Raw genomic sequence first — 20,333 nt, forward strand, 5'->3', positions numbered from 1 at the left:
ATTTTTTGAATTAAAGCTTTATATATACCCTTTTCCTTATAACGATTAGAAAAACTTGGCGTTCGCCAAGTCCTTTTTGGCGAATGTCTTAGTTCTTCTTATGCGATCTTATTAGCAGGTATTTAATTAAAAACACACTTTACTTTAGCACTTTAATAAAGTGAAACTTCAATCATTGGGGGTTTTTCGACGCACAGGACGTGCTAGTGCCGACGTTGCCACAGGACGTGGCGTTCTTAGTCGGCCTTCATCCCCCACTGATTGTTAGTTGCGGCCCACAGGAAGTGGGTCACGCAGACGTTGCCACACGATGTGGCGCTTTTAGTCTGTGATCATTTTATGGGCTTTTACGGGCTGTTGATCCCCCACTTAGAAATTTATTCTTAACTCAACTTCTTGAAGTGGGGGTCTTACAGCCCGTTAATCTGCGATAAACCTAAACTCTCCTATTAGCCAAAAAAATGAGCTGTAAGAACAGCCCATTGATTCAACAACCTTTTTCTCCAACTCTTGCTCCCAATAGTTGAAGAAAGTTTATTCTTTTAGTAGTGAGTAAACATTTGTATCATATGCTTTGCCATTTTGATACATATACTTCCTCAATACACCCTCTTTTTCAAAACCCATTTTTGTTAATAGATTATTAGATGATTCATTTTCAATAAAGACAACAGCCCCTATACGAGTTAAATCCATAACCTCAAAGCCATATGTAAGGACTTTTGATAATGCTTCTGAAGTATACCCTTTTCTCCAGTGCCCTGGATGGATTTCGTATCCTATTTCTGCTCGTTTATGTTTAGGCATCCAGGCATTAAAACCAATTGTTCCAATTATTCCTTTGAAACCTTTTCTTTCAATCCCCCACCGAATGCCCCTTTTTTCATTATAATTATTGGAAAAGAACTCAATAATTTTTTCTGCTTGTTCTATACTATCTAATGTCTCTTGTCCATAATAGCGAGTTACATCATTGTTTGAAAAACAGGCAAAAATATCTTCAGCATCCTCTTTCGTTATTTCTCTCAATATAAGCCTTTCCGTCTCTAAAATTGGAAACATTTAATCTCTCCCTTTTTATTTATATTACAATTAAATATTCTTCATAAATGGTAGAAATCCCCCTTTTATTGTAACTCTTAAATTTCCAACCTCCTCACTTTTTAGACATATCAACAAGCTGATTTGGTTTTAAAAAAATATAAAACGGTCAAAAACAAAGAGTAGGCAGTTAAAATTTTTTGAATAATAGCGTCTCCTAGAATAGGATACTACTTTATCAATTCATACGGGTTAAGAACCTTTCCTATATCTCCCTCATCCTCCAATCGGAAATAAAAATGAGAAAGTCGTTCCTTCACCCATACTGCTTTCCACTTGAATCATCCCATTATGCCCCTCAACGATGGCCTTACTTAATGAGAGACCAATACCAACAGAGCCTGACTTTTTGTTCTTCTTTCCTTTATAAAACCGTTTGAAGATATTGTGGATTTCATCTGCTTCGATTCCTTCCCCTTCATCACGAATTTGAATTCGATATAAGGTTTCACTCTTCTCCAGCATGACCGAAACCATTCCACTAGAGGGCGTATGCTCAATCGCATTTTTGATTACATTAAGGAGTGCCTCAGTCAACCAGTCCGTGTCATGCTTCATAAAACACTCCTCATCCGTGGTTACCTTCACTTCTACACCTTTTTGTACGGCAAAGTCTTTTAATATTTCCACACTCCCTTGAACAGTCCTTGAAAGTGAGGCATTCTTTTTCTGAAACTGAATAGCACCAACATCCAGCTTTGCCAGCTTTAATAGACTCTGAATCAGCCAGTTCATACGTTCTAGCTGTTGCCTGCCCTGATCTAAAAACATCAATTTCTGCTCTTTCGAAAGCTCCTTCTCTGTCAAAATATCGTTGTACATCGTTAATGCTGCTAAAGGTGTCTTCAATTGATGCGAAATATCAGACATTAAATCGGCAAGGAATTGTTTTTCCTTTTGCAATTCCTCAATATTTTTTTGGATCACAAAGCGCATTCGATTAAAGCTATGTGTTAGTTTGGAAAAATCCCCTTCCCTCATTTCTTTTAAAGGGGAAATGGATCCACCCTCCAATATTTGATCGGCATAGCCTGTTAACTCACGAATCCTTTTATATATCCTATTTATAAAAAAGAAATTCAAACTGAAGGAACTCATGAAAAATAGCAATAAGCTTCCTGTAGTTAGAACAAGAAGCGAAGAAAATAAATCTGATATTTCCGGAAAAAATTTCATAGACATAGTAGCGGATATTCCATACTCCGATAAAATAGCTATCCCCTGTTTCTTATCTTCATCACTAATATCCTTTGAAAGCAGGACCGCCAAATCATCTTGAAGCTCTGGATGCTCTTTTACTAAAGCCCCCATCATTGCAGCATTTGATTCAACATATTCCTTCTTAAACTGCTCGCCAAAATAATGGATTCCAGTGCTAGTCATCATAAGGAATAGAAGGAATAACAGAATGATAAGCCTTCCCGTCATTTTCACCTCAGGGTTTTGCCATAAATCGAAGAAACCTATTCTCTTACTACTCGTTTGTTCCATTTATATCCCAACCCCCGATGTGTCAATATATATTCTGGGTCTGAAAAATCTGTTTCAATTTTTTCCCGTAATCGTTTTATATAAACGGATAAAGTATTATCCTCAAAAAATCCGCCGCCACCTTCTAAAAGCAAATCAAAGATTTCATCTCTACTTAAAATTTTTTCAGGATGATTCATAAAAATCAGCATTAGCTTATATTCTTGGGCAGAAAGAGGAATCTCTTCCCGATCCTTTTTTAACACAGCTCGATCGACATCAAGAATGATAGAACCACTCCTTAATAGATGGCCAGAATTCGCTTGCCCCTTTCTCCTTAAGACAGCCCGAATCCTGGAAAGCAGCTCGCGCACCCGAAATGGCTTCGTCATATAATCATCCGCTCCAATATCTAGGCCTAACACTACATTCACTTCATCGTCCATAGCCGTTAAGAAGATGATCGGAATATCTGAGCTTTCTCGAATATATTTACACATGTCATAGCCATTTCCATCTGGAAGAGTTACATCTAAAAGAGCTAAATCAAATGATTCTTGATGAAAAGCTTCTTTACACTCTTCCACTAAGCTTACATGAGTGACATCATACCCTTCCTCTTTTAAGGAAAACTCAAGACCCAGCGCTAATGAAGCGTCATCTTCGAGTAATAATATCCGTACCATCTTTAATCCTCCAATTTCTACTCATTTTTTAAAGCATCATTCCAATCACTATGTGTAAGCATCCGTGAAGAAACTCGTGCTGATAGATAGCAAATCATGACAAGTGATATAAAAGCAACGATATCTTGTACAAAGCTTCTATCCCAATTTGATATTCCGGAACTGAGATATAGTAAGAATTCAATTGACACTGCTAACGATATTCCGATGAATCCACTAATAAATGCGTACAGCAAACCCTCTCTAATAATCATTTTTCGCAAGTTCTTTAAAGACATCCCGATGGCTTTAAGGGTTGCGTATTCCTTTTTACGCAGAATGACATTCATTGAGGATGTGTTAATAATATTTAAAACGCCAATAATACCAATCGCGATGGCAAAGCCATATAAGTAAATGAGAATTTGTACTTGCAAGGAAGATTGATCTTTCATATTCTCATGCACATTGACTACTTCCAAATTTGGATAGTGTGCGGTTATTTGATCCAGCTTTTTTTGAACCTTGTCCACTTCATTTTCATCCTTTAAATAAATTGATATATTACTTATTGATGATTGTGATGGAGCTGATTCACCCGCATAATGAATTTGCTTTTCTCTTATTTCGGGAATTTGGTTTAAATCCTTCCAGAATGTAGCCGGGATTTCCTCTGACTGATAAAAAATAATTCTAAAATCTCCATTACTATTATCCATATCGGATTGAAATAGCATCAAAACGATATTAGAAAAAGCAGTGAATAGAAAAATGCTGATGGATAAGGAAAAAATAACAATAATAGATTTCAGCTTATTCCTCCGTATATTTCGGAGTGCCATAATCGTTTCGATACTCAAAACTCTTTCTATGAAGCGAAAGAACCCTTTTACTTTAAAAACAGTACGATTGCTTCTTCTAATAGAATCTAATGGTCCAATTCGATTAGCCATTTTCAGTGGAACCCATCCAGAAATAATAAGAGAAATGACACCAATTAACGAGCTTAGAAGCATAATAACCGGAGAAAAAATGATTGGGAAATAAAATAAAGAGAATTCTGTTTCCTCAAAAATTAATTGGTATAAGACTAAAACGATCCAATAGCCAAAAAAGCCTAGAAGCAAGCCGAGCGGTATACCAATACCTCCGAAAATCCACATTTCATACGCAATCATTTTTTTGATCTGATTTTTTGTTGCGCCGACTGTTCTCAATAATGTAATATCTCGGATACGCTCAGCGATGCTTATTTGAAAGGTATTAAATATGAATGCAACAGTCGCCAGTACGACAATGAAAATGGGAAAAATGTAAATGATAGTGAATAAACTATTATTTATCGAATACTCCATCCCAACCAATGGGTGATTTATTTCGATATTTTCTTTGGGTATATAAGCCTGAATTTGGTCGTACACCACTTGGAAATTTGCTTCCTGAGCTAATTCAATATATAGATCAATATCCCTGTCCTTTTTAACTGCTTTTTGAACGAGGTATGCTTGTAATGTATACCCATCACGAAGGGCTTTGTTATTTTCTACAATTCTTTGCACATAAAAGGAGTGCTTCATTCCAGAGGCATCTTTGAGCTGAAGCGGTTGATTTATTTGATCTATTTTTTCAAGATCAGCCACCCATTTTTCTATTATGAGCCCCTGCTTCTTGCGATTGCTTAAAGGGTCAAAAGGCAGTAAGGAATAAGTGTTCTGATCGATAAAATGAATTTCGATCTGTCCTCCACTATCTATAAAGAATTTCTCTTTAGATAAAACACCTATCTTTTCAATTTGAGGATTTGCTTCCAGACGTTTTTTTGTTTGCGAATTCGTATTTTTTATTCTTAAATGATATGAGCCATACTCACTTTTTGTCTGTTCAGTTGTATGATCATTCAGGCTGAATAAAAAGGTTCCGATTGAAGTTATGAGTGCAATAGACATCATGATACCTAATATTGTAAAGGTCGTTCTTTTTTTATTATGTAATAAATATTTTTTCGTCAATTTCCGATGAATTGACATCCTGATCGTTCTCCTTTATCGCAGATTAACGGGCAGTAAGACCCCCAATACAAGGTTACGGGAGAATCAAAGAAACCTATGTGGGGATCAACTGCCCGTAAAGGCCCATAAAATGAACACAGACTAAAAGCGCCACATCGTGTGGCAACGTCTGCGTGACCCACTTCCTGTGGGCCGCAACTAACCATCAGCGGGGGATAAAAGCCCCCCCACTGATGGAAGTTTCACTTTAATGGTAGGCTACATCCTTTTGAATCGTACCATCCTCTATTTGAATAACCCTGCCTGCTTTTTCAGCTATTTTCATATCATGAGTTATGATAATTAATGTTTGTTTATACCTTTTTGCGGTTAATTGTAAAAGATTTATCACGTCATTACTCGTCTTGCTATCTAAATTACCTGTCGGCTCATCGGCTAATATATAGGAAGGCTTATGTATTAAAGCGCGAGCGATCGCAACCCTTTGCTGCTGTCCGCCCGATAATTCCGAGGGGATCGCATGAACTTTGTGTTTTATGCCAAGATATTCAATAATATCGTTGTAATAAGCTTCATCCACCTTTTGGTGATCAAGCAATACAGGAAGCTGGATATTTTCTTCAACATTCAATATAGGAACAAGATTAAAGGATTGGAAGATAAATCCAATTTTTCTGCGCCGCAAAATCGATAAGGCTTCATCTGATAAAGAATAAATAGGCTCCCCCTCTACTTCAACCATTCCTTCTGTTGGAGAATCCAACCCTCCAATCGTATGGAGCAGTGTGCTTTTCCCAGAACCTGAAGGACCTACAATGGCAATAAACTCCTCTTCATGAATCGTCAAATTAATAGATCTCAAGGCGGGAACAGCTCTATCACCTTTCCCAAAAACCTTGCTGACATTTTCTAAGCGGATAACCTCCAATTTACTCCCTGCTTTCCTGTACTTTAACTAGCTTTAGTATACTATAACCCAACATCATTCTATCCTGATTATATAGGAAAACAGGCCTGTCCATTTAGGCAGACCTTATTGGGTTTATTCTTTTATTTTTACAAGTTGATCTCTCTCAACATCGAAGGTTCCAATTTTTTTATCTGGATCTTTGTCGTACTTCATAATACCCATTGTTTTTTCTGTTCCCTCCATTACGGAAAAATCAGCATCATCTACAATTAAGAACATATCAACGTAAATTCTTCCGTCACCAATAATTTTATTCCCGCCATATGTTACTTCTACTTGCTGTCCATCAAGGCTGACTTTTTCTACTTGTTGTTTTGCAAACAGTAGACCTTTTCCCTTTGTGACTTCTGGTAAAGATGTAATCGGTTCAGTATCATCCCCATTTTTCACTTCTTTTAACAGCTTTTTTTCTATAAGTGCATTTGCTGTTTTTTCATCTAATATCATGATTTTTTGATCATTATCTTCAGCTACTTTAATTGTATATTTATCTTTTTCTTTCAGTTCGTTTTCCTCTTTATTAAACGCATCATCTATCTTTTGCTCTTCGCCATATAAGATCAAACCATTCGCCTTTTCAAAGGCCTCCTTGAAAGCACTGCATCCCGTCATAATTGAACCAGCAATCATAGCTGTTAAGCAAACACTTAGTAATTTTTTCATTTTCAATTCCCTCCCTAAAAAATTATTACTAACCAGCTGCTGATATCATTATATGAGACATGAAACTTTCTCCATATCTATCTAGGTGACACCTGCCTTACAATTTTGTAAGATAGATTTTCTGCATATAAAGAAAACTCGCCGATTGGCGAGCCTTGGAAAGGCGAAGACAGAGGTGTAGTTACACTTACACTTAATTCCTAAAATTGACAACTACGTCGGATCGTCTTCTGCGCGGACAATTTATACTATCTAAACGTGGAAAAAAGCCCATGCTTGGGCTTTAATACGAATAATTATTAATTCATCACATCTGTATTTTCGATATTTTTTATTGCGGAATAGGCGATGAAAACTCCAAGTAGAGAGAGAGAAATGGGTATAACAATAATAGAATTCAATGTAAATCCCCCAACATTTTGACAGACAATTAAAACAGTGATTATTGAAGCTACAATCGTTGTCGATCCCGAAAATTTCTTCATGCCAAAATAAAGAGGAATAAGGCTCATACAGCTTGCTGCTAGTGCGTTCATTGAGACAATCCTAAAATAACTCAAGACATCTGCAAACGGTAATGAATCTGGAACGACATGTGCGAAACGATCGAACACGTAAAATGAGCTTCCCACTAGAAAGTAAGATAAAATAATACATATAAACGTAAAGGCTACAACAATCAATAATTTGGCTACAATTAGTTTCTTGCGGTTAATCGGATACATAAAGAGAACTGAGATCGATTTGTTTTTAAATTCACTAATGACAATTCGTGATAAAAGAACCCCAGCAAATACGATAAACGTCGCCCTTATCATTGACTCAATAATTTGTAATGCCATATAACGGTCTTGAAAAACTTCTGCCCCTTCTATTTTTTCAATAAAACTGATGACGCATATTAAACCAAAAATGACGAAGTTTGCAATAAGTGCTTTCCAAACATATCCGCTTAATTTAAACTTTTCTAACTCTAATCTTATCAGCTTAAGCACTTATGCCACCTCTATTTAATAAAGATAAGAAATAATCTTCTAACGAACTTTCTTTCTTATGAATGGATTCAATGACAACATCATTCAAAATTAACATTTTTGATAGCTCACCCTGAGATATATTCGATTCATATACTCGAATAAAATAATTATCAATCACTCTAAAGTTTGAAATTTTTAATTGATGTTCTAATAGATATGCTGTTTTTTTATAATCATTTGTCGCTAATTCAATATAATCGGAATTCTTTTCACGAACATGTTCCATTGTCACTTCTTCAATTAGCTTTCCATTATTGATTACCGCAATTGTATCGGCAACTTTCTCAATTTCCCCTAAAATATGACTAGATACTAAAATCGTTATTCCATATTCCTTACTTAGCATTTTAAATAAGTCCCGAATCTCCTTAATTCCGACTGGATCTAGCCCATTAATCGGTTCATCCAAAATAAGAAACTCTGGTTTCGTTACAATTGCCCTTGCAATGCCAAGTCTCTGTTTCATACCAAGTGAAAAATCCTTCACTGCCTTTTCATCAATATTTTTCAAATGAACAAGCCCTAGCGCTTCATCAATCGCTTGCTTATTATGAAATCCCATATACTCACAGTGCAGCTCTAAATTTTTTCTTGCCGTAAGCTTGTCATAAAATATAGGATTTTCAATAATTGAACCCATTCTGCTTAAGAGATGATAGGATTGGTTCATAAGTTTTTCACCGAATAATTCAATCTCGCCGCTAGTAGGTTTCACCAAGTTCGTTATCATCTTCATAATCGTTGTTTTCCCTGCACCATTTGGTCCTAGAAAACCATAAATTTCACCTTTTTTAATCTTCATATTAACGTTCGAAACAACTTCATTCCCCATATACGATTTTGTTAATTGCGTTGTCCTTAAAATGTAGGTCATATCAGCTTCTCCTCTCAACACTTCAATACGTCAAATTTTTCTATTTTCTATCCTAAGTTTATGGGGTAAAAATTGCTTTTTCCTTATACAATTCTTAAGAAATTCTTAAGTTAAGATAATCATAAAGAAAACTCGCCGATTGGCGAGCCTTGGAAAGGCGATGACAGAGGCGTAGTTGCACTTATCGCGCTCATACATGCCACGTCCTGTGGCATTCGCCCGACTAGGACATCCTGTCCGTCGTACTTAATCCCTAAAATTGGAAACTACGTCGAATCATCTTCTGCGCTGACAATTTAGACTTTCTTAACGTGTTAAATAAAGCCTATAAAGAAATATTTCCTTTATAAGCTCTGTCAATAATTAATTCTTTTTAATGTGAATGAAAACACTGTTTTCTCCCAAGGTTTACTAGAAAAAAGAAGAATAGTTCCTCCCATCTTCTCAACAAGCCGCTTCGTAATCGTTAGACCTAACCCGCTTCCTTGATACGATTTATTCCTTGAGTCTTCCAGTGTGTACAGTCTTTCAAACACTTGATTTTTGTGATGCTCCTTAATTCCCTTTCCTTTATCCCAAACGTCCACATGAACAAATTCATTATCATTTCTCAATGTTATGCCAATCATTTTCCCGTCTCCACCATATTGGATGGCATTTGAAATAAGATTGTTTAATATTCGATCAAGCGCTTCTACATTGCCTAAAGCATGAATTGGACGATCAGGAATATCGATTTGAACAGAAAAGCCTTTCACGGTTAAAACATCGTAATATTCTAAGATATTCTTTCTGCAAATCTCATTCATATGTACACTCGTAATCGAAATATCATTATCTCCAGACTCCAATTTTGCTAAGTCAAAAAATTTATGGATAAGTTCCTTAACCTCCGTTGTTTTATTGTAAACTTTAGACTGAAAAACCGTTCGTTCCTCATGACTCATATTACTGTCAAGCTGGATCATTTCCATGTAACCTAATATTACGGTAAGCGGGGTTTTCAAATCATGCGAAATATTTGAGAGCATTCTTTTCATCGACGTTTCTGTATTCATATATTGTGCTAATGCTTTTTGATGAACGTCTAACAAATGATTCACTTCAACTAAAATGGAAATCAAATCTTTATCATCTGTAAAAAGCAATAATTTCTCATTTGTCGGATTGGAAATGATTTCATTTAACCTTCTTTGGATATACTTTAAATTCTTACTTCTCGTTCTATTAAATTGATATTGAAAACAAATAATCCCGATTAATAGCAAAATGATGATGCATAAAAAAGTGACCATATTAATGACCAACCCACTTATAGCCAATCCCCCATAAGGTCTTTATATATTTCGGATCGGACGGATCGTCTTCTATTTTTTCTCGTAATCTTCGAATATGGACGTTAATTACGTTTTCATCCCCAAAATAATCATCATTCCATACGAGATTGTAAAGCTGCTCTTTTGTAAACACACGGTTTTGATTTGTGATAAATAGTTTTAATAGCTCGAACTCTTTCGATGTAAGCTTCATCTCTTGATTTGCTTTGAAAACAGAGTAGCTATTTAAATCGATCTTCAATTGATCAAACGTAAGGACATTCTTTTGATCTGTTTGTTCATGGTGATCAGCATACTTCGTTGCACGTCGAATAGCCGCTTTTATTCTTGCCGAAAGCTCAAGCAGCGAAAATGGTTTCGCAATATAATCGTCAGCACCAAAGCCCAAACCTATCGCTTTATCAACATCACTATCTTTCGCAGACATAATTAAGATCGGAATCGAACTTTTTTCACGAATAATCTTGATTGCTTCTATCCCATCTAACTTCGGCATCATGATGTCAATTAAGATAAGATCAAATTCTTCCTTTAAAAACATAGATATCCCATCTTCTCCATTAAGCGCTACTAAAACAACAAAGCCTTCCTTCGTTAAATAGTTTTTAACCATTTCACTAATCGAAGGATCATCATCAACAAGTAATAGCCGATGCTGCATAACCTATTCTCCCTTTGTGCATTTAATTTTATCGATTCACTTTCTACTTCCTAATTTCATCAATTATTCTTCTTAAAATACTTAAATACTCCTAATTTTCATATTACAGCTATTTAACCTATTTTTTCTAATTTTAGTTAATTTTTAATTTTGTGTAATTTATAGTTTGGTAAGATGACTATAATAATTTTTCAGTCCATTACTTTTTAATGGCTGAATAGAAAGGGAGTGAGTGAATATTTAACAGGGGGTAAGATTGAGGATTCTAAACTAGAAGGAATCTTCACTTGGAATGGCCATCCCATTTTCCAAACTTTCGTTTATTAATGGGATGGTCATGGTTTATTGATAATATCCTTTAAACGATAAAATAGGTTAAGACAGAAAGTACAACCGATGTAATTCCCATTGCGATTAACGGCTTCAATGCCTTCGTGCGCAAATCACGCAGACTGACGTTTAATCCAAGTCCGACCATTGCAGCTGTTAAACACCAGGTTGTCACATTTGCTATCCCATTCATAAAGCCCTCTGAAACAGGAATGACAGGACCTAGTACATAGCTGCCAATCACACTCATGATAATAAACCCAATTAAGAACCATGGAAATTCAATTTTCGTTTTTTGATCATCAGTGCTTTTATTTTTCATCAAAAACATAAAAACAAAGCAGAGAGGAACAAGCAGGAATACTCGGCCTAATTTTGCTAATAAGCCAATAGCGAGAGCATCTTGGCCCCCAGGCTCAGCTGCCAAGGCTACATGGGCGATCTCATGTAAGCTAATTCCTGACCAAATGCCATACTCTATGTCTGTCATCGGTAAAATAGGGCGTAAAATGGTATAAACGATGGCAAATATTGTCCCAACAAGGGCAATGATCCCAACCCCAATGGCCGTATCCTCATCCTTCGATTTAATGATAGGGGCAATGGCCGCAATCGCTGCGGCACCGCATACACCAGTACCTACTCCAACAAGCAGGGAAATATTTTTATCTGCTTTTAGCAAACGGGCTAGCCAGACTGTCAGTAATATCGCAAAAACGATGACGCCAGCATCCCGAATCAGCAATCCAAGACCGTCGGTTAACACTGTTCCAATATTAAGCTTAATTCCATATAGAATAATGGCAAATCGTAAAAGCTTTTTCGAGGAAAATCCAATTCCTGCGCGCAGCAGTTCTGGATATCCTAAAATATTGCGGTACAAAACCGCAATCACAATGGCCGATGCTAGTTGCCCAACATGGTCAAAGCCAGGTGTTTTTGCTAATAAAAAGCCTAGAAAGGCAATGAAAAAGGTAAAAGCAATTCCACCAATCCATTTCCAAAATGAATCTGATTTTTTCTCAGGCTGAATGGGCTCTTTGCCTGAAGATTGTGCCTTTGCATGAGATGTCATTTAATCACCACCAATTATTATCAAAAGCTATGTTCATCATTATTGAACAAAGCTTTATCGTATATTCAGCATACTGCTTTTTATACGATAAGCAAAATAATAATTTTAAATAACTATTATAAGTAATTGGTTATAATAGAAATAAGAAGAAGGAAAGGTGGGATGAAAATGGATCAGCAATTAGCTGTCTTTGTAAAAGTAGCTGAAAAACAAAATTTCTCTCGTGCTGCCGAGGAGCTGCATATGACTCAGCCAGCAGTCAGCCAATATATACAAGCATTAGAACGTACAATGGGAACGACTTTATTAGAACGAAGCAATAAATATGTGCGCTTAAATAAAGCAGGAGAAATCGTTTATCATCATGCAAAAGAAATTTTGGGACTTTATACGAGAATGAATGATTTAATTGATGATCTTACAAACAATGCAAGCGGTCCCCTTTCAATCGGAGCAAGCTATACCTTCGGGGAATATGTACTGCCTCATTTGATTGCAAAAATGCAAAAAAAATATCCTTTAGTTAGCCCCAAGATTACAATCGGGAACACAAAGGAAATAGCAGAATTAATTCTAGCGAAACAATTAGATGTTGGAATTGTGGAAGGCCATTATGATAATAAAAGATTACTTATCGAGCCTTTTGCAAACGATTCTATGTGTGTTGTTGCATCTCCTCAAAATAGATTAGCACAAACGGATGGTGTGGTGCCGATTGCAGAACTAGAAAAGGAAACATGGATTGTCCGTGAAAACGGTTCTGGAACGAGAGAAGCAGTTGATAAAATGTTTAAGCAATATCGTATAGCTCCTAAGAAATGCTTGGAATTTGGCAGTACGCAACTCATTAAGGAAGCAGTAGAGGCAGGTTTAGGGATAAGTTTACTATCCGATTGGGCCATTCATAAGGAATTGTCACTTGGAACACTACACATCATCAAAGCAAAAGATCTAGTCATTAAACGCGAATTTTCAACCGTACTAAGCTCCCCATTTCAGACAAAAGCATTGAAGGTTTTCCTAGAGATCATTCGAGAAAACCAAAATTGATAAATGACACTTCATTTTTGTGGGGCATGCTTAAAAGGATCTAGAGCATGCTCCTGCTTATCTTTACTAAAAAAATCTCTTATTTCCGTTGGAGTTAACCCTAGTCTCTTTGCTGTTAAGATTAAAGCGAGCCATTCATTATCTAATTCACTGAATCTTTTATTTTTTTCCAAATACATCTGATCATCTCCCGCTTTCATTTAACACTCCCTCGGCACATTCATTCCATATAGAAAAAGGAAAACAATTTCTCTAGCAAGTGCTTCAGGTTCCTTTTCTCCCTGAAATAATTTAGTTAAAGTTAATCTTTCAATTACACCGATCAATCCTTCTGAAACCATACTCATATCAATATTAGGATTAAAATAGCCTTTTTCTACTTCTGATAGAAGATTTTCTTCTATTTGTTTAGCCATTTGCTTCTTAATAACTTCTGATTGAGGAGAAATGAAAAAACCAATCCGTGTTAAGCTCTGATTCTCCATGAAAAAGGTTAAGATATTTGCTAGTCCGTGTTTGATTTGAATGGGCAAGGAATGGGAGTCGAGACCCTCTTCAAGACGACTTTTCTTCGTGAGGAAGGATAGTTTTTCATGGAATAAATCTACTAATTCCTGATAGATAGCTTCCTTGCTTTCAAAATAAAGATAGAAGGTTGGTTGAGTCAATTGTGCTTTTTTAACAATGGAGCTGATCTTTGTACCATGAAAGCCATGATGAGCAAATTCATCTGCAGCTATTTTCAATAACAATGCTCGACTCTCTTGACCATTTGCCCCTTTCTTTCTTCCTCTCAGGTTCATTCGAAAAACAACCCCACAATCAGTAGAATATATTACTCACGAGTATTATTATCGTATAATTCATATTATGCAGTCAATCATTTTTGGAATTTACTAAAAACTTAATCATTACAGTTAGTATTTTATAAGTATAATAGAAAAAAGCCGGTAAACAGTTGAAGTTGTTTACCCGCTTTACTTATTGATACTCCATTCTAACTTTGAAAATGATCTCCGAATTGCTATAACAAACGGCCGTTTGATAACAATTAAAAAGCTTAAACAATTTAAATTTCACATTAATATTTTCTGTTCCCTCTACAGCCATTACCTCTTTAAAGGAGTAATCTAAAGAAAAGGAAATATCTTTGGACTTTTAATACTTGTTAAGGATTTTACCGTTTCGTAAACTTTCTATTTTGTTTAGGTTTAGACTATCAAAGAGATAAGCAGCTGTATTTTCAGCAAATTATCGGCTTTTCTTTTTTTGTTCTGGTCCCTAATCACATGATAGAATAAAATGGTAATTAATACATCTGTATTAAAAAGAGGTGCGAAAATGAACTTTCTTGCTTGGATGATCGTCGCTAGTGAAATTGGCTTTTGGGTAGTTATTGCATTAGGCTTAGTCACACGTTATGTGTTTAAACGAAACAAGCTTGGATTATTTTTCTTAGCTTTAACCCCAGTCATAGACTTAATATTATTAATCACAACTAGCATTGATTTATACAATGGATCAAAGGCAACCACTATACACGGGATTGCTGCTATCTATATTGGTGTATCGATTGCATTTGGTAAAAGTATGATCCAATGGGCAGACGAACGGTTTCAATACTACGTGACGAAACAAGGACCAAAACCAGAAAAAAGATTTGGGTTGGCTTACGCAAAGCATTATTTAAAGGGATGGGGAAGACATGTCCTTGCTTATCTCATTGGAGCAGGTCTACTAGCTGGAATGATTTATATCATAAATGATTCATCACGAACAGAAGCTTTGAGTGGCATATTAAAAATTTGGACACTAGTATTAGGAATTGATTTGGTCATTGCCATTTCAAATTTCATTTGGCCAACGAAAGAAAAATCGAAATATATAGCTTAATAGATGTGAAGTGGTCTCAATTGTTGATTTGAGACCATTTTATTTGGAAATATAACTTGTGCTGGCCTTATAAACTTCTTTCGTGACCACTACACTACTAAAAAACAACTGTGTATGGTCTTATTCACCGCTTTTCTGACCACTACTCTTCTAAAAAACGACTGAGGGTGGTCTTATTCTCTGCTTTTCTGACCACTACTCTACTAAAAAACAACTGAGGGTGGTCTTATTCACCGCTTTTCTGACCACTACTCTTCTAAAAAACGACTGAGGGTGGTCTTATTCACCGCTTTTCTGACCACTACTATACTAAAAAACGACTGAGGGTGGTCTTATTCACCGCTTTTCTGACCACTACACTACTAAAAAACAACTGAGGGTGGTCCTATTCACTGCTTTTCTGACCACTACTCTACTAAAAAACGACTGAGGGTGGTCTTATTCTCTGCTTTTCTGACCAATACTCTACTAAAAAACAACTGAGGGTGGTCCTATTCACTGCTTTTCTGACCACTACTCTACTAAAAAACGACTGAGGGTGGTCTTATTCTCTGCTTTTCTGACCAATACTCTACTAAAAAACAACTGAGTGTGGTCTTATTCACTTCATATTGCATCTTCTTTTTCAACAAAAATAGAGTGTTATAGTCTCAAAAAAATTTAATTCATTTCATATAATAATCTACGAAAGATTTTTCAAATAACTATGTTCCCCGACCAATAGGTCTTGTGATCAAAGAAGTGACTAACCCAATAACAGCAATGGTTAAACAAGAAAAAAGGAAGACTTGGACGCCCAATATCCCATATGCTGCGGCAGTAATTATTCCGTCAATCATTAAAATGATTACTCCAATATTGATGGAAAATGCCTTGGAAATAAACTGCGCCAACAAGTCTGTTCCTCCAGTGCTTGTCTGATATCGAAGCATTATCCCAATACCTACCCCAATGAGAGTCCCTCCTAATAAGACACTAGGAAGAATAGGGAGTATGAATTGTGTTCTAATCGGAGCTAACCAATCAATAAATGCAGCCGCCACAATTAAACCAATAATGCTATTATAAAAGTAATCTCGCTCCCGATACCATGCATAAAAGCTAAGAGGAAGACTTATTAAGAACATACAAAGACCTGTCGGAAAGTCTAAATAATAATGAATAATCAGGGCAATCCCTGTAATCCCCCCATCCAATAATCGATGAGGAACTAAAAATCCATTTATTCCAATCCCCAATAACAAACTCCCTATAAAAATTACCATTAGTTTCTGAAGAATATAGGATCACCTTTTTATAATGAATTTACATTCTAATATATGTCCAAGCTCCATTTTTAGAATTATTAATCCTCTCCTAGTGCTAGCTTTAGTTAAAATGCGGAATTTTTGAAAGGACAAAATCGAATATCCAGGCCATTCTTATAATACATCAGGTCCGAGGAATATTTGAGGAAGGATGAGGAGGCAATCATATGTATTATTATCAACCGGCTTACACAATGGTTGAATCATGGAAAGTCAACGAACAACTTAATCAAACACGAATAGCCCTACAAAATAGATTTGAAGAGATCACTATCGTTCATTTTGAACCATTTTCATATAAAAGCTCAAAAGGGTTTCGGAATAAAAACATTCCGAAACCCTTTTGTTGACAAAATGAATCTCTTTTTTGAGATGCACTAATTGCTTTATTTTACTCGAAGTTTTTGACCGATATAAATGGTGTAATTCGCATCAAGTCCATTCCAATCCTTAATCTGTTGAATGGTGCTGCCATATTTTTGGCTTAAAGAATAGACGGTATCGCCCTGTACAACAATATGATAGACAGCGGTTGCTTTCTTTGGCAGATTAAAGCTTTTCACGATGCCATTCACATGACCACGAGCAATACTTTCGATAAATGAGCTTGTTTTTAATTTAGTTGCATCATTTGCATTATCGATAAATCCATTTTCCGTTAACAATGCTGGCATATTTGATTCACGAAGCATATGGAAATTGGCAGTCTTTTTACCTCGATCAGAAAAATTAACAAGATTCATAACTTCGGAGTGAATATTATTCTGATAGGTCGTGGTCGGTGTTCCTACACCCGGATAAATATAGTCTTCATAGCCTGTCCCCCCGCCAGAATTAATATGAACTGACAATAAAAAATCAGCTCCCCAAGCATTCGCAGCATTCGTTCGCTCAGTTAAAGAAACGGTTAGATCACTTGTACGACTCATTTGAATTGATACATTGTCATATTCATTTAAAAGAATGTCTCTAATTCTTGTAGAAATTTGTAACGTAATATTTTTTTCCTGAATGCCATTTCCAACTGCACCCGAATCTGTTCCCCCATGACCTGGATCGATAAATACTTTTACCATTATAAATCACCTCTTATATTATTTTTATAACTAAAGTTTTGTACAAATAAACCACTAACAAACAAATTGCATCGTTATCACGAAATAAGGATGTTTATTTAAGATTGTTCCGCTCAAGAAATTCTTTCTGAAGCTTTGCTTTCTTCGTCAATACATACGTATTTTTATAAACAGCATATAGATTGATGCCCAAAGCAATAGCCGCTGAAATCAATACGACAAATGCATTGATACTGTCTTGCGTAAACCATTCAAACGAAACACCGATCGTTCCGAAAAATAATAAAAGGGCTGTTAGAAAGCCCCCGATTAGTGTAGCCATATCCTTAATCATAATAATCTCGCCTCTTACTGATTAAAATTTATTGCCGCATAAAAAATAGCTACAGCGCCAACGATTAACGCCGCAATAAATGCATTCGTTATCGCCCTCCGTAGCCATTTCGTATCCTCTTTTATTTCCTTTAAATCCGACTTAATTTCACGAATCTCCCGATCATGAATCAGTGTCTTATCCTGAAGCTTGCGAATATCCTGCTTCATGTCTTCGACTGATGTTTTAATTGACACTACATTATTCTTCACAAAGTTTATCTCATCCATCCTGTACCACCTTTCACAATATTTAATTTAGCGATGCAAAGGGTATGTCTCAGAGTAAACATCCATCAACTCAAATATATGAGTTGATTTTTTCAGGTTTTTTCATTATTTCACCTCCCTCAAGTTTATTTATTCACCCTGGTCACAGCCAGTGATGTCTTGTTCTTTAACGCCGACAATACCAAAACGGCAAATAAAAAAGCACCTACTTTTTTATATAAGTAAGTGCTCTTTACATTCAGTTAGTATTTTTTCTTCTCTTAGATAGTTTATTCTTAGTTGTCTAGTACTAAGGGATAATTTACTGCATCGCCTTGACCTCATTTTACACTGCTGATTTATCTAGTTTCAACTCATGCAAAAAATGGCAATTTTGGCAGATATGGTCGATCATTTCGTTTTTTATAATACGTACCTTTTCTCTTGAAATGCCTAAATGAGCGGCAATTGCTCGATAACTCATTCCCTCCATCATGCAATCTATTAAAGTAAGCTCTTGATCGTCTACTAAATAAAGCTCTGTAATCTTTTCAATTGCAAACACTTTTACTCTATACAAATTTAATCGCTTATATAATCGCTTCTCTCTTAAATCTAATGCTTCTAATTCAGCTGCACTCTTCATCGGACTTCCTTTTGGCAATGTTGCTTCTATTCCATATTGTGCAGCTCCTAAACTTTTTATAGGGACAGAGAATCCAAAAATAATTTTTTCTAACCGATTCACCTCTTTCCGCAACCAATGATAATCATAAATTAGTTTTTCGATTTCATCATGACTCATCAATAGACCTCCTTTTGATAATTTATTTATCCAAAAAGGTAAAAAAAAATTACCTTTTACGTTGACTAGATAATTTATTATTCCTATAATTAATTATTGGATAATAAAATTATCTTTTTTTAGACTTGTTAAATTTTTCTGTTGATTTCCGCTGCAGGCACTTAGCGATCGCGGGCGGTCAGGAAGCCTCCTCGTCGAAGAGCGCTCCTGCGGGGTCTCCCTTTGACTCGCTTTTCCCGCAGGACGTTGAATAATCTTCCACGAATAAACACCGCACGAAGGAAATGCGAATGCATTTTCGAGGATCTCGCGCCTTCCGCTCCAATCAACAACAAAATAGCATTATCAACACCGAGCTTTAACATAATCTTTTATTAAAAAAAGAGAAAAGCAGTTGCTTTTTTTCCATATATTGAGTTTTCCTATTAAGTAATATGATTATATTGGATAATTATATTATCCGTCAATCCTAAGTGGATAAAATATTTTTCATTCGAGGTGGGACAATGATGACTCTTGGACAAAGTCTAAAAAGTCTTCGCAATAAAAAAGGGTTGAGTCAATATGAGGTTGCTGACAAATTGGGTATAAAAAGAGGGCGCTATAACTCTTGGGAGAATGATATAGCGAAGCCACGTTTTGATATGCTAGATAAAATTTGTGATTTTTTCAATATTCCAATGAGTGAACTGATCGGTCAATCTGAAGATAAAATGTTTGTTTCTCCTAATGCCTCTCCACTTTCTGAAAAGGACGAGAAAGACATTGCTAAACGAATGGAAAAAATAAAAAATGACTTAACAAATGAAGACGGCCTAAGTTTCAATGGAGAGCCTATGAGCCCAGAGGCCATTGAATCACTTTTAGAGGCAATGGAATATGCTGTTCGCCAAACACAAAGGATTAACAAGAAATACGATCCTCATAAAAACAAAAAAGAGAATAAGTAGGGATGCGAGGCGATATCATTGGGATGGATCAAAAAAGCAGTGAATGAAATAAAGAAAAAGTATAAAACTTCTGACCCATTCGAAATTGCATCTTTAAAGAATATACATATTATTCCTTGGAACTTACATGAAGAAATTTTGGGCTTTTATAAATATGATAAAAGAAACAAGTATATTTTCATTAATAACAATCTAGACAATGAAATGAAGAAATATATATGTGCCCATGAATTAGGACACGCGATCCTGCATCCAAGAGTGAATACACCTTTCTTAAGAAAAAATACTCTTTTCTCATTAGATAAGATCGAAGTTGAGGCAGATATCTTTGCCGTTGAAATATTAATCCCTGACGAACTTTTATATGAAAATATAAGCAATACCACTACCATTTACGATGCTTCCGCTGCCTACGGTGTGCCATCAGAGCTCATTCATTTGAAAAAGTATTAAATATATCAATGGAACAACTTTTTAC

Annotated in this window: 22 protein-coding genes; 4 read left to right on the top strand and 18 right to left on the bottom strand. The window is 35.8% G+C overall.

Translation table 11 applies throughout. The annotated features are described in order from the left end of the window. Positions 1 to 534 precede the first annotated feature (534 nt). The 11 genes from FSZ17_RS19785 to FSZ17_RS19835 all read right to left on the bottom strand — a co-directional run bounded on the left by FSZ17_RS19785 (position 535) and on the right by FSZ17_RS19835 (position 12,192). The gene (locus FSZ17_RS19785) at positions 535 to 1,062 is read right to left on the bottom strand and encodes a GNAT family N-acetyltransferase (RefSeq protein ID WP_057773558.1); all 528 of its coding nucleotides are present in this window, start codon (positions 1,060 to 1,062) and stop codon (positions 535 to 537) included. Between the two features lie 255 nt (positions 1,063 to 1,317). Beyond that, positions 1,318 to 2,592, bottom strand: a complete 1,275-nt coding sequence (locus tag FSZ17_RS19790; protein ID WP_057773560.1) for a sensor histidine kinase — start codon at positions 2,590 to 2,592, stop codon at positions 1,318 to 1,320. Beyond that, positions 2,565 to 3,257 (bottom strand): response regulator transcription factor, encoded by a 693-nt coding sequence (locus FSZ17_RS19795; protein WP_057773561.1) that lies wholly within the window; start codon positions 3,255 to 3,257, stop codon positions 2,565 to 2,567. Before FSZ17_RS19795 ends, FSZ17_RS19790 begins: the two co-directional genes overlap by 28 nt. A 17-nt stretch (positions 3,258 to 3,274) precedes the next feature. Further along, positions 3,275 to 5,263 carry an ABC transporter permease gene (locus tag FSZ17_RS19800; RefSeq protein WP_057773562.1) on the bottom strand — a complete coding sequence of 663 codons (1,989 nt, stop codon included), beginning with the start codon at positions 5,261 to 5,263 and terminating at the stop codon, positions 3,275 to 3,277. A gap of 229 nt (positions 5,264 to 5,492) precedes the next feature. Next, complete coding sequence (locus FSZ17_RS19805) at positions 5,493 to 6,173, bottom strand: ABC transporter ATP-binding protein (protein WP_057773565.1); 681 nt, start codon at positions 6,171 to 6,173, stop codon at positions 5,493 to 5,495. Between the two features lie 114 nt (positions 6,174 to 6,287). Continuing rightward, positions 6,288 to 6,878, bottom strand: a complete 591-nt coding sequence (locus tag FSZ17_RS19810; RefSeq protein ID WP_057773566.1) for a lipoprotein BA_5634 family protein — start codon at positions 6,876 to 6,878, stop codon at positions 6,288 to 6,290. A 299-nt stretch (positions 6,879 to 7,177) separates the two neighbouring features. Beyond that, positions 7,178 to 7,873 (bottom strand): ABC transporter permease, encoded by a 696-nt coding sequence (locus FSZ17_RS19815; RefSeq protein ID WP_057773569.1) that lies wholly within the window; start codon positions 7,871 to 7,873, stop codon positions 7,178 to 7,180. Continuing rightward, a complete protein-coding gene (locus tag FSZ17_RS19820; RefSeq protein ID WP_057773571.1) occupies positions 7,866 to 8,789 on the bottom strand; it encodes an ABC transporter ATP-binding protein in 924 nt (307 codons plus the stop codon). Before FSZ17_RS19820 ends, FSZ17_RS19815 begins: the two co-directional genes overlap by 8 nt. 356 nt (positions 8,790 to 9,145) lie before the next feature. Then, positions 9,146 to 10,084 carry a sensor histidine kinase gene (locus FSZ17_RS19825; RefSeq protein ID WP_057773573.1) on the bottom strand — a complete coding sequence of 313 codons (939 nt, stop codon included), beginning with the start codon at positions 10,082 to 10,084 and terminating at the stop codon, positions 9,146 to 9,148. Between the two features lies 1 nt (position 10,085). Then, positions 10,086 to 10,787 (bottom strand): response regulator transcription factor, encoded by a 702-nt coding sequence (locus FSZ17_RS19830; RefSeq protein ID WP_057773575.1) that lies wholly within the window; start codon positions 10,785 to 10,787, stop codon positions 10,086 to 10,088. A gap of 358 nt (positions 10,788 to 11,145) precedes the next feature. After that, on the bottom strand, positions 11,146 to 12,192 hold the full coding sequence (locus tag FSZ17_RS19835) for a YeiH family protein (RefSeq protein WP_057773577.1): 1,047 nt from the start codon (positions 12,190 to 12,192) through the stop codon (positions 11,146 to 11,148). A gap of 168 nt (positions 12,193 to 12,360) precedes the next feature. Between FSZ17_RS19835 and FSZ17_RS19840 the strand changes: the two genes are divergently transcribed. Then, complete coding sequence (locus FSZ17_RS19840) at positions 12,361 to 13,242, top strand: LysR family transcriptional regulator (protein ID WP_057773579.1); 882 nt, start codon at positions 12,361 to 12,363, stop codon at positions 13,240 to 13,242. An 11-nt stretch (positions 13,243 to 13,253) separates the two neighbouring features. Here the strand turns inward: FSZ17_RS19840 and FSZ17_RS19845 are convergent, their stop codons facing one another. Beyond that, positions 13,254 to 13,442, bottom strand: coding sequence for an anti-repressor SinI family protein (locus FSZ17_RS19845; protein ID WP_057773582.1), 189 nt, complete (start codon positions 13,440 to 13,442; stop codon positions 13,254 to 13,256). After that, positions 13,443 to 14,045, bottom strand: a complete 603-nt coding sequence (locus FSZ17_RS19850) for a TetR/AcrR family transcriptional regulator (RefSeq protein WP_057773583.1) — start codon at positions 14,043 to 14,045, stop codon at positions 13,443 to 13,445. 538 nt (positions 14,046 to 14,583) lie between these two features. Between FSZ17_RS19850 and FSZ17_RS19855 the strand changes: the two genes are divergently transcribed. Continuing rightward, complete coding sequence (locus FSZ17_RS19855) at positions 14,584 to 15,135, top strand: hypothetical protein (protein ID WP_057773585.1); 552 nt, start codon at positions 14,584 to 14,586, stop codon at positions 15,133 to 15,135. A gap of 704 nt (positions 15,136 to 15,839) precedes the next feature. Here the strand turns inward: FSZ17_RS19855 and FSZ17_RS19860 are convergent. The 5 genes from FSZ17_RS19860 to FSZ17_RS19880 all read right to left on the bottom strand — a co-directional run bounded on the left by FSZ17_RS19860 (position 15,840) and on the right by FSZ17_RS19880 (position 18,905). Then, positions 15,840 to 16,400 carry a YitT family protein gene (locus FSZ17_RS19860; RefSeq protein ID WP_146846537.1) on the bottom strand — a complete coding sequence of 187 codons (561 nt, stop codon included), beginning with the start codon at positions 16,398 to 16,400 and terminating at the stop codon, positions 15,840 to 15,842. Between the two features lie 428 nt (positions 16,401 to 16,828). Next, the gene (locus tag FSZ17_RS19865) at positions 16,829 to 17,518 is read right to left on the bottom strand and encodes an N-acetylmuramoyl-L-alanine amidase (protein WP_057773591.1); all 690 of its coding nucleotides are present in this window, start codon (positions 17,516 to 17,518) and stop codon (positions 16,829 to 16,831) included. A 94-nt stretch (positions 17,519 to 17,612) separates the two neighbouring features. After that, a complete protein-coding gene (locus FSZ17_RS19870; protein WP_057773593.1) occupies positions 17,613 to 17,852 on the bottom strand; it encodes a phage holin in 240 nt (79 codons plus the stop codon). A 14-nt stretch (positions 17,853 to 17,866) separates the two neighbouring features. Beyond that, positions 17,867 to 18,121, bottom strand: a complete 255-nt coding sequence (locus FSZ17_RS19875) for a hemolysin XhlA family protein (protein WP_057773595.1) — start codon at positions 18,119 to 18,121, stop codon at positions 17,867 to 17,869. 325 nt (positions 18,122 to 18,446) lie between these two features. Next, the gene (locus FSZ17_RS19880; RefSeq protein WP_057773598.1) at positions 18,447 to 18,905 is read right to left on the bottom strand and encodes a helix-turn-helix domain-containing protein; all 459 of its coding nucleotides are present in this window, start codon (positions 18,903 to 18,905) and stop codon (positions 18,447 to 18,449) included. 506 nt (positions 18,906 to 19,411) lie between these two features. Here FSZ17_RS19880 and FSZ17_RS19885 point away from each other — a divergent pair. Both FSZ17_RS19885 and FSZ17_RS19890 read left to right on the top strand, forming a co-directional pair. Next, positions 19,412 to 19,855 (top strand): helix-turn-helix domain-containing protein, encoded by a 444-nt coding sequence (locus tag FSZ17_RS19885; protein WP_228460240.1) that lies wholly within the window; start codon positions 19,412 to 19,414, stop codon positions 19,853 to 19,855. Between the two features lie 18 nt (positions 19,856 to 19,873). After that, the gene (locus FSZ17_RS19890) at positions 19,874 to 20,308 is read left to right on the top strand and encodes an ImmA/IrrE family metallo-endopeptidase (RefSeq protein ID WP_057773601.1); all 435 of its coding nucleotides are present in this window, start codon (positions 19,874 to 19,876) and stop codon (positions 20,306 to 20,308) included. Positions 20,309 to 20,333: the final 25 nt, after the last annotated feature.

It is taken from the genome of Cytobacillus dafuensis (assembly GCF_007995155.1).
Taxonomy (GTDB): domain Bacteria; phylum Bacillota; class Bacilli; order Bacillales; family Cytobacillaceae; genus Cytobacillus; species Cytobacillus dafuensis.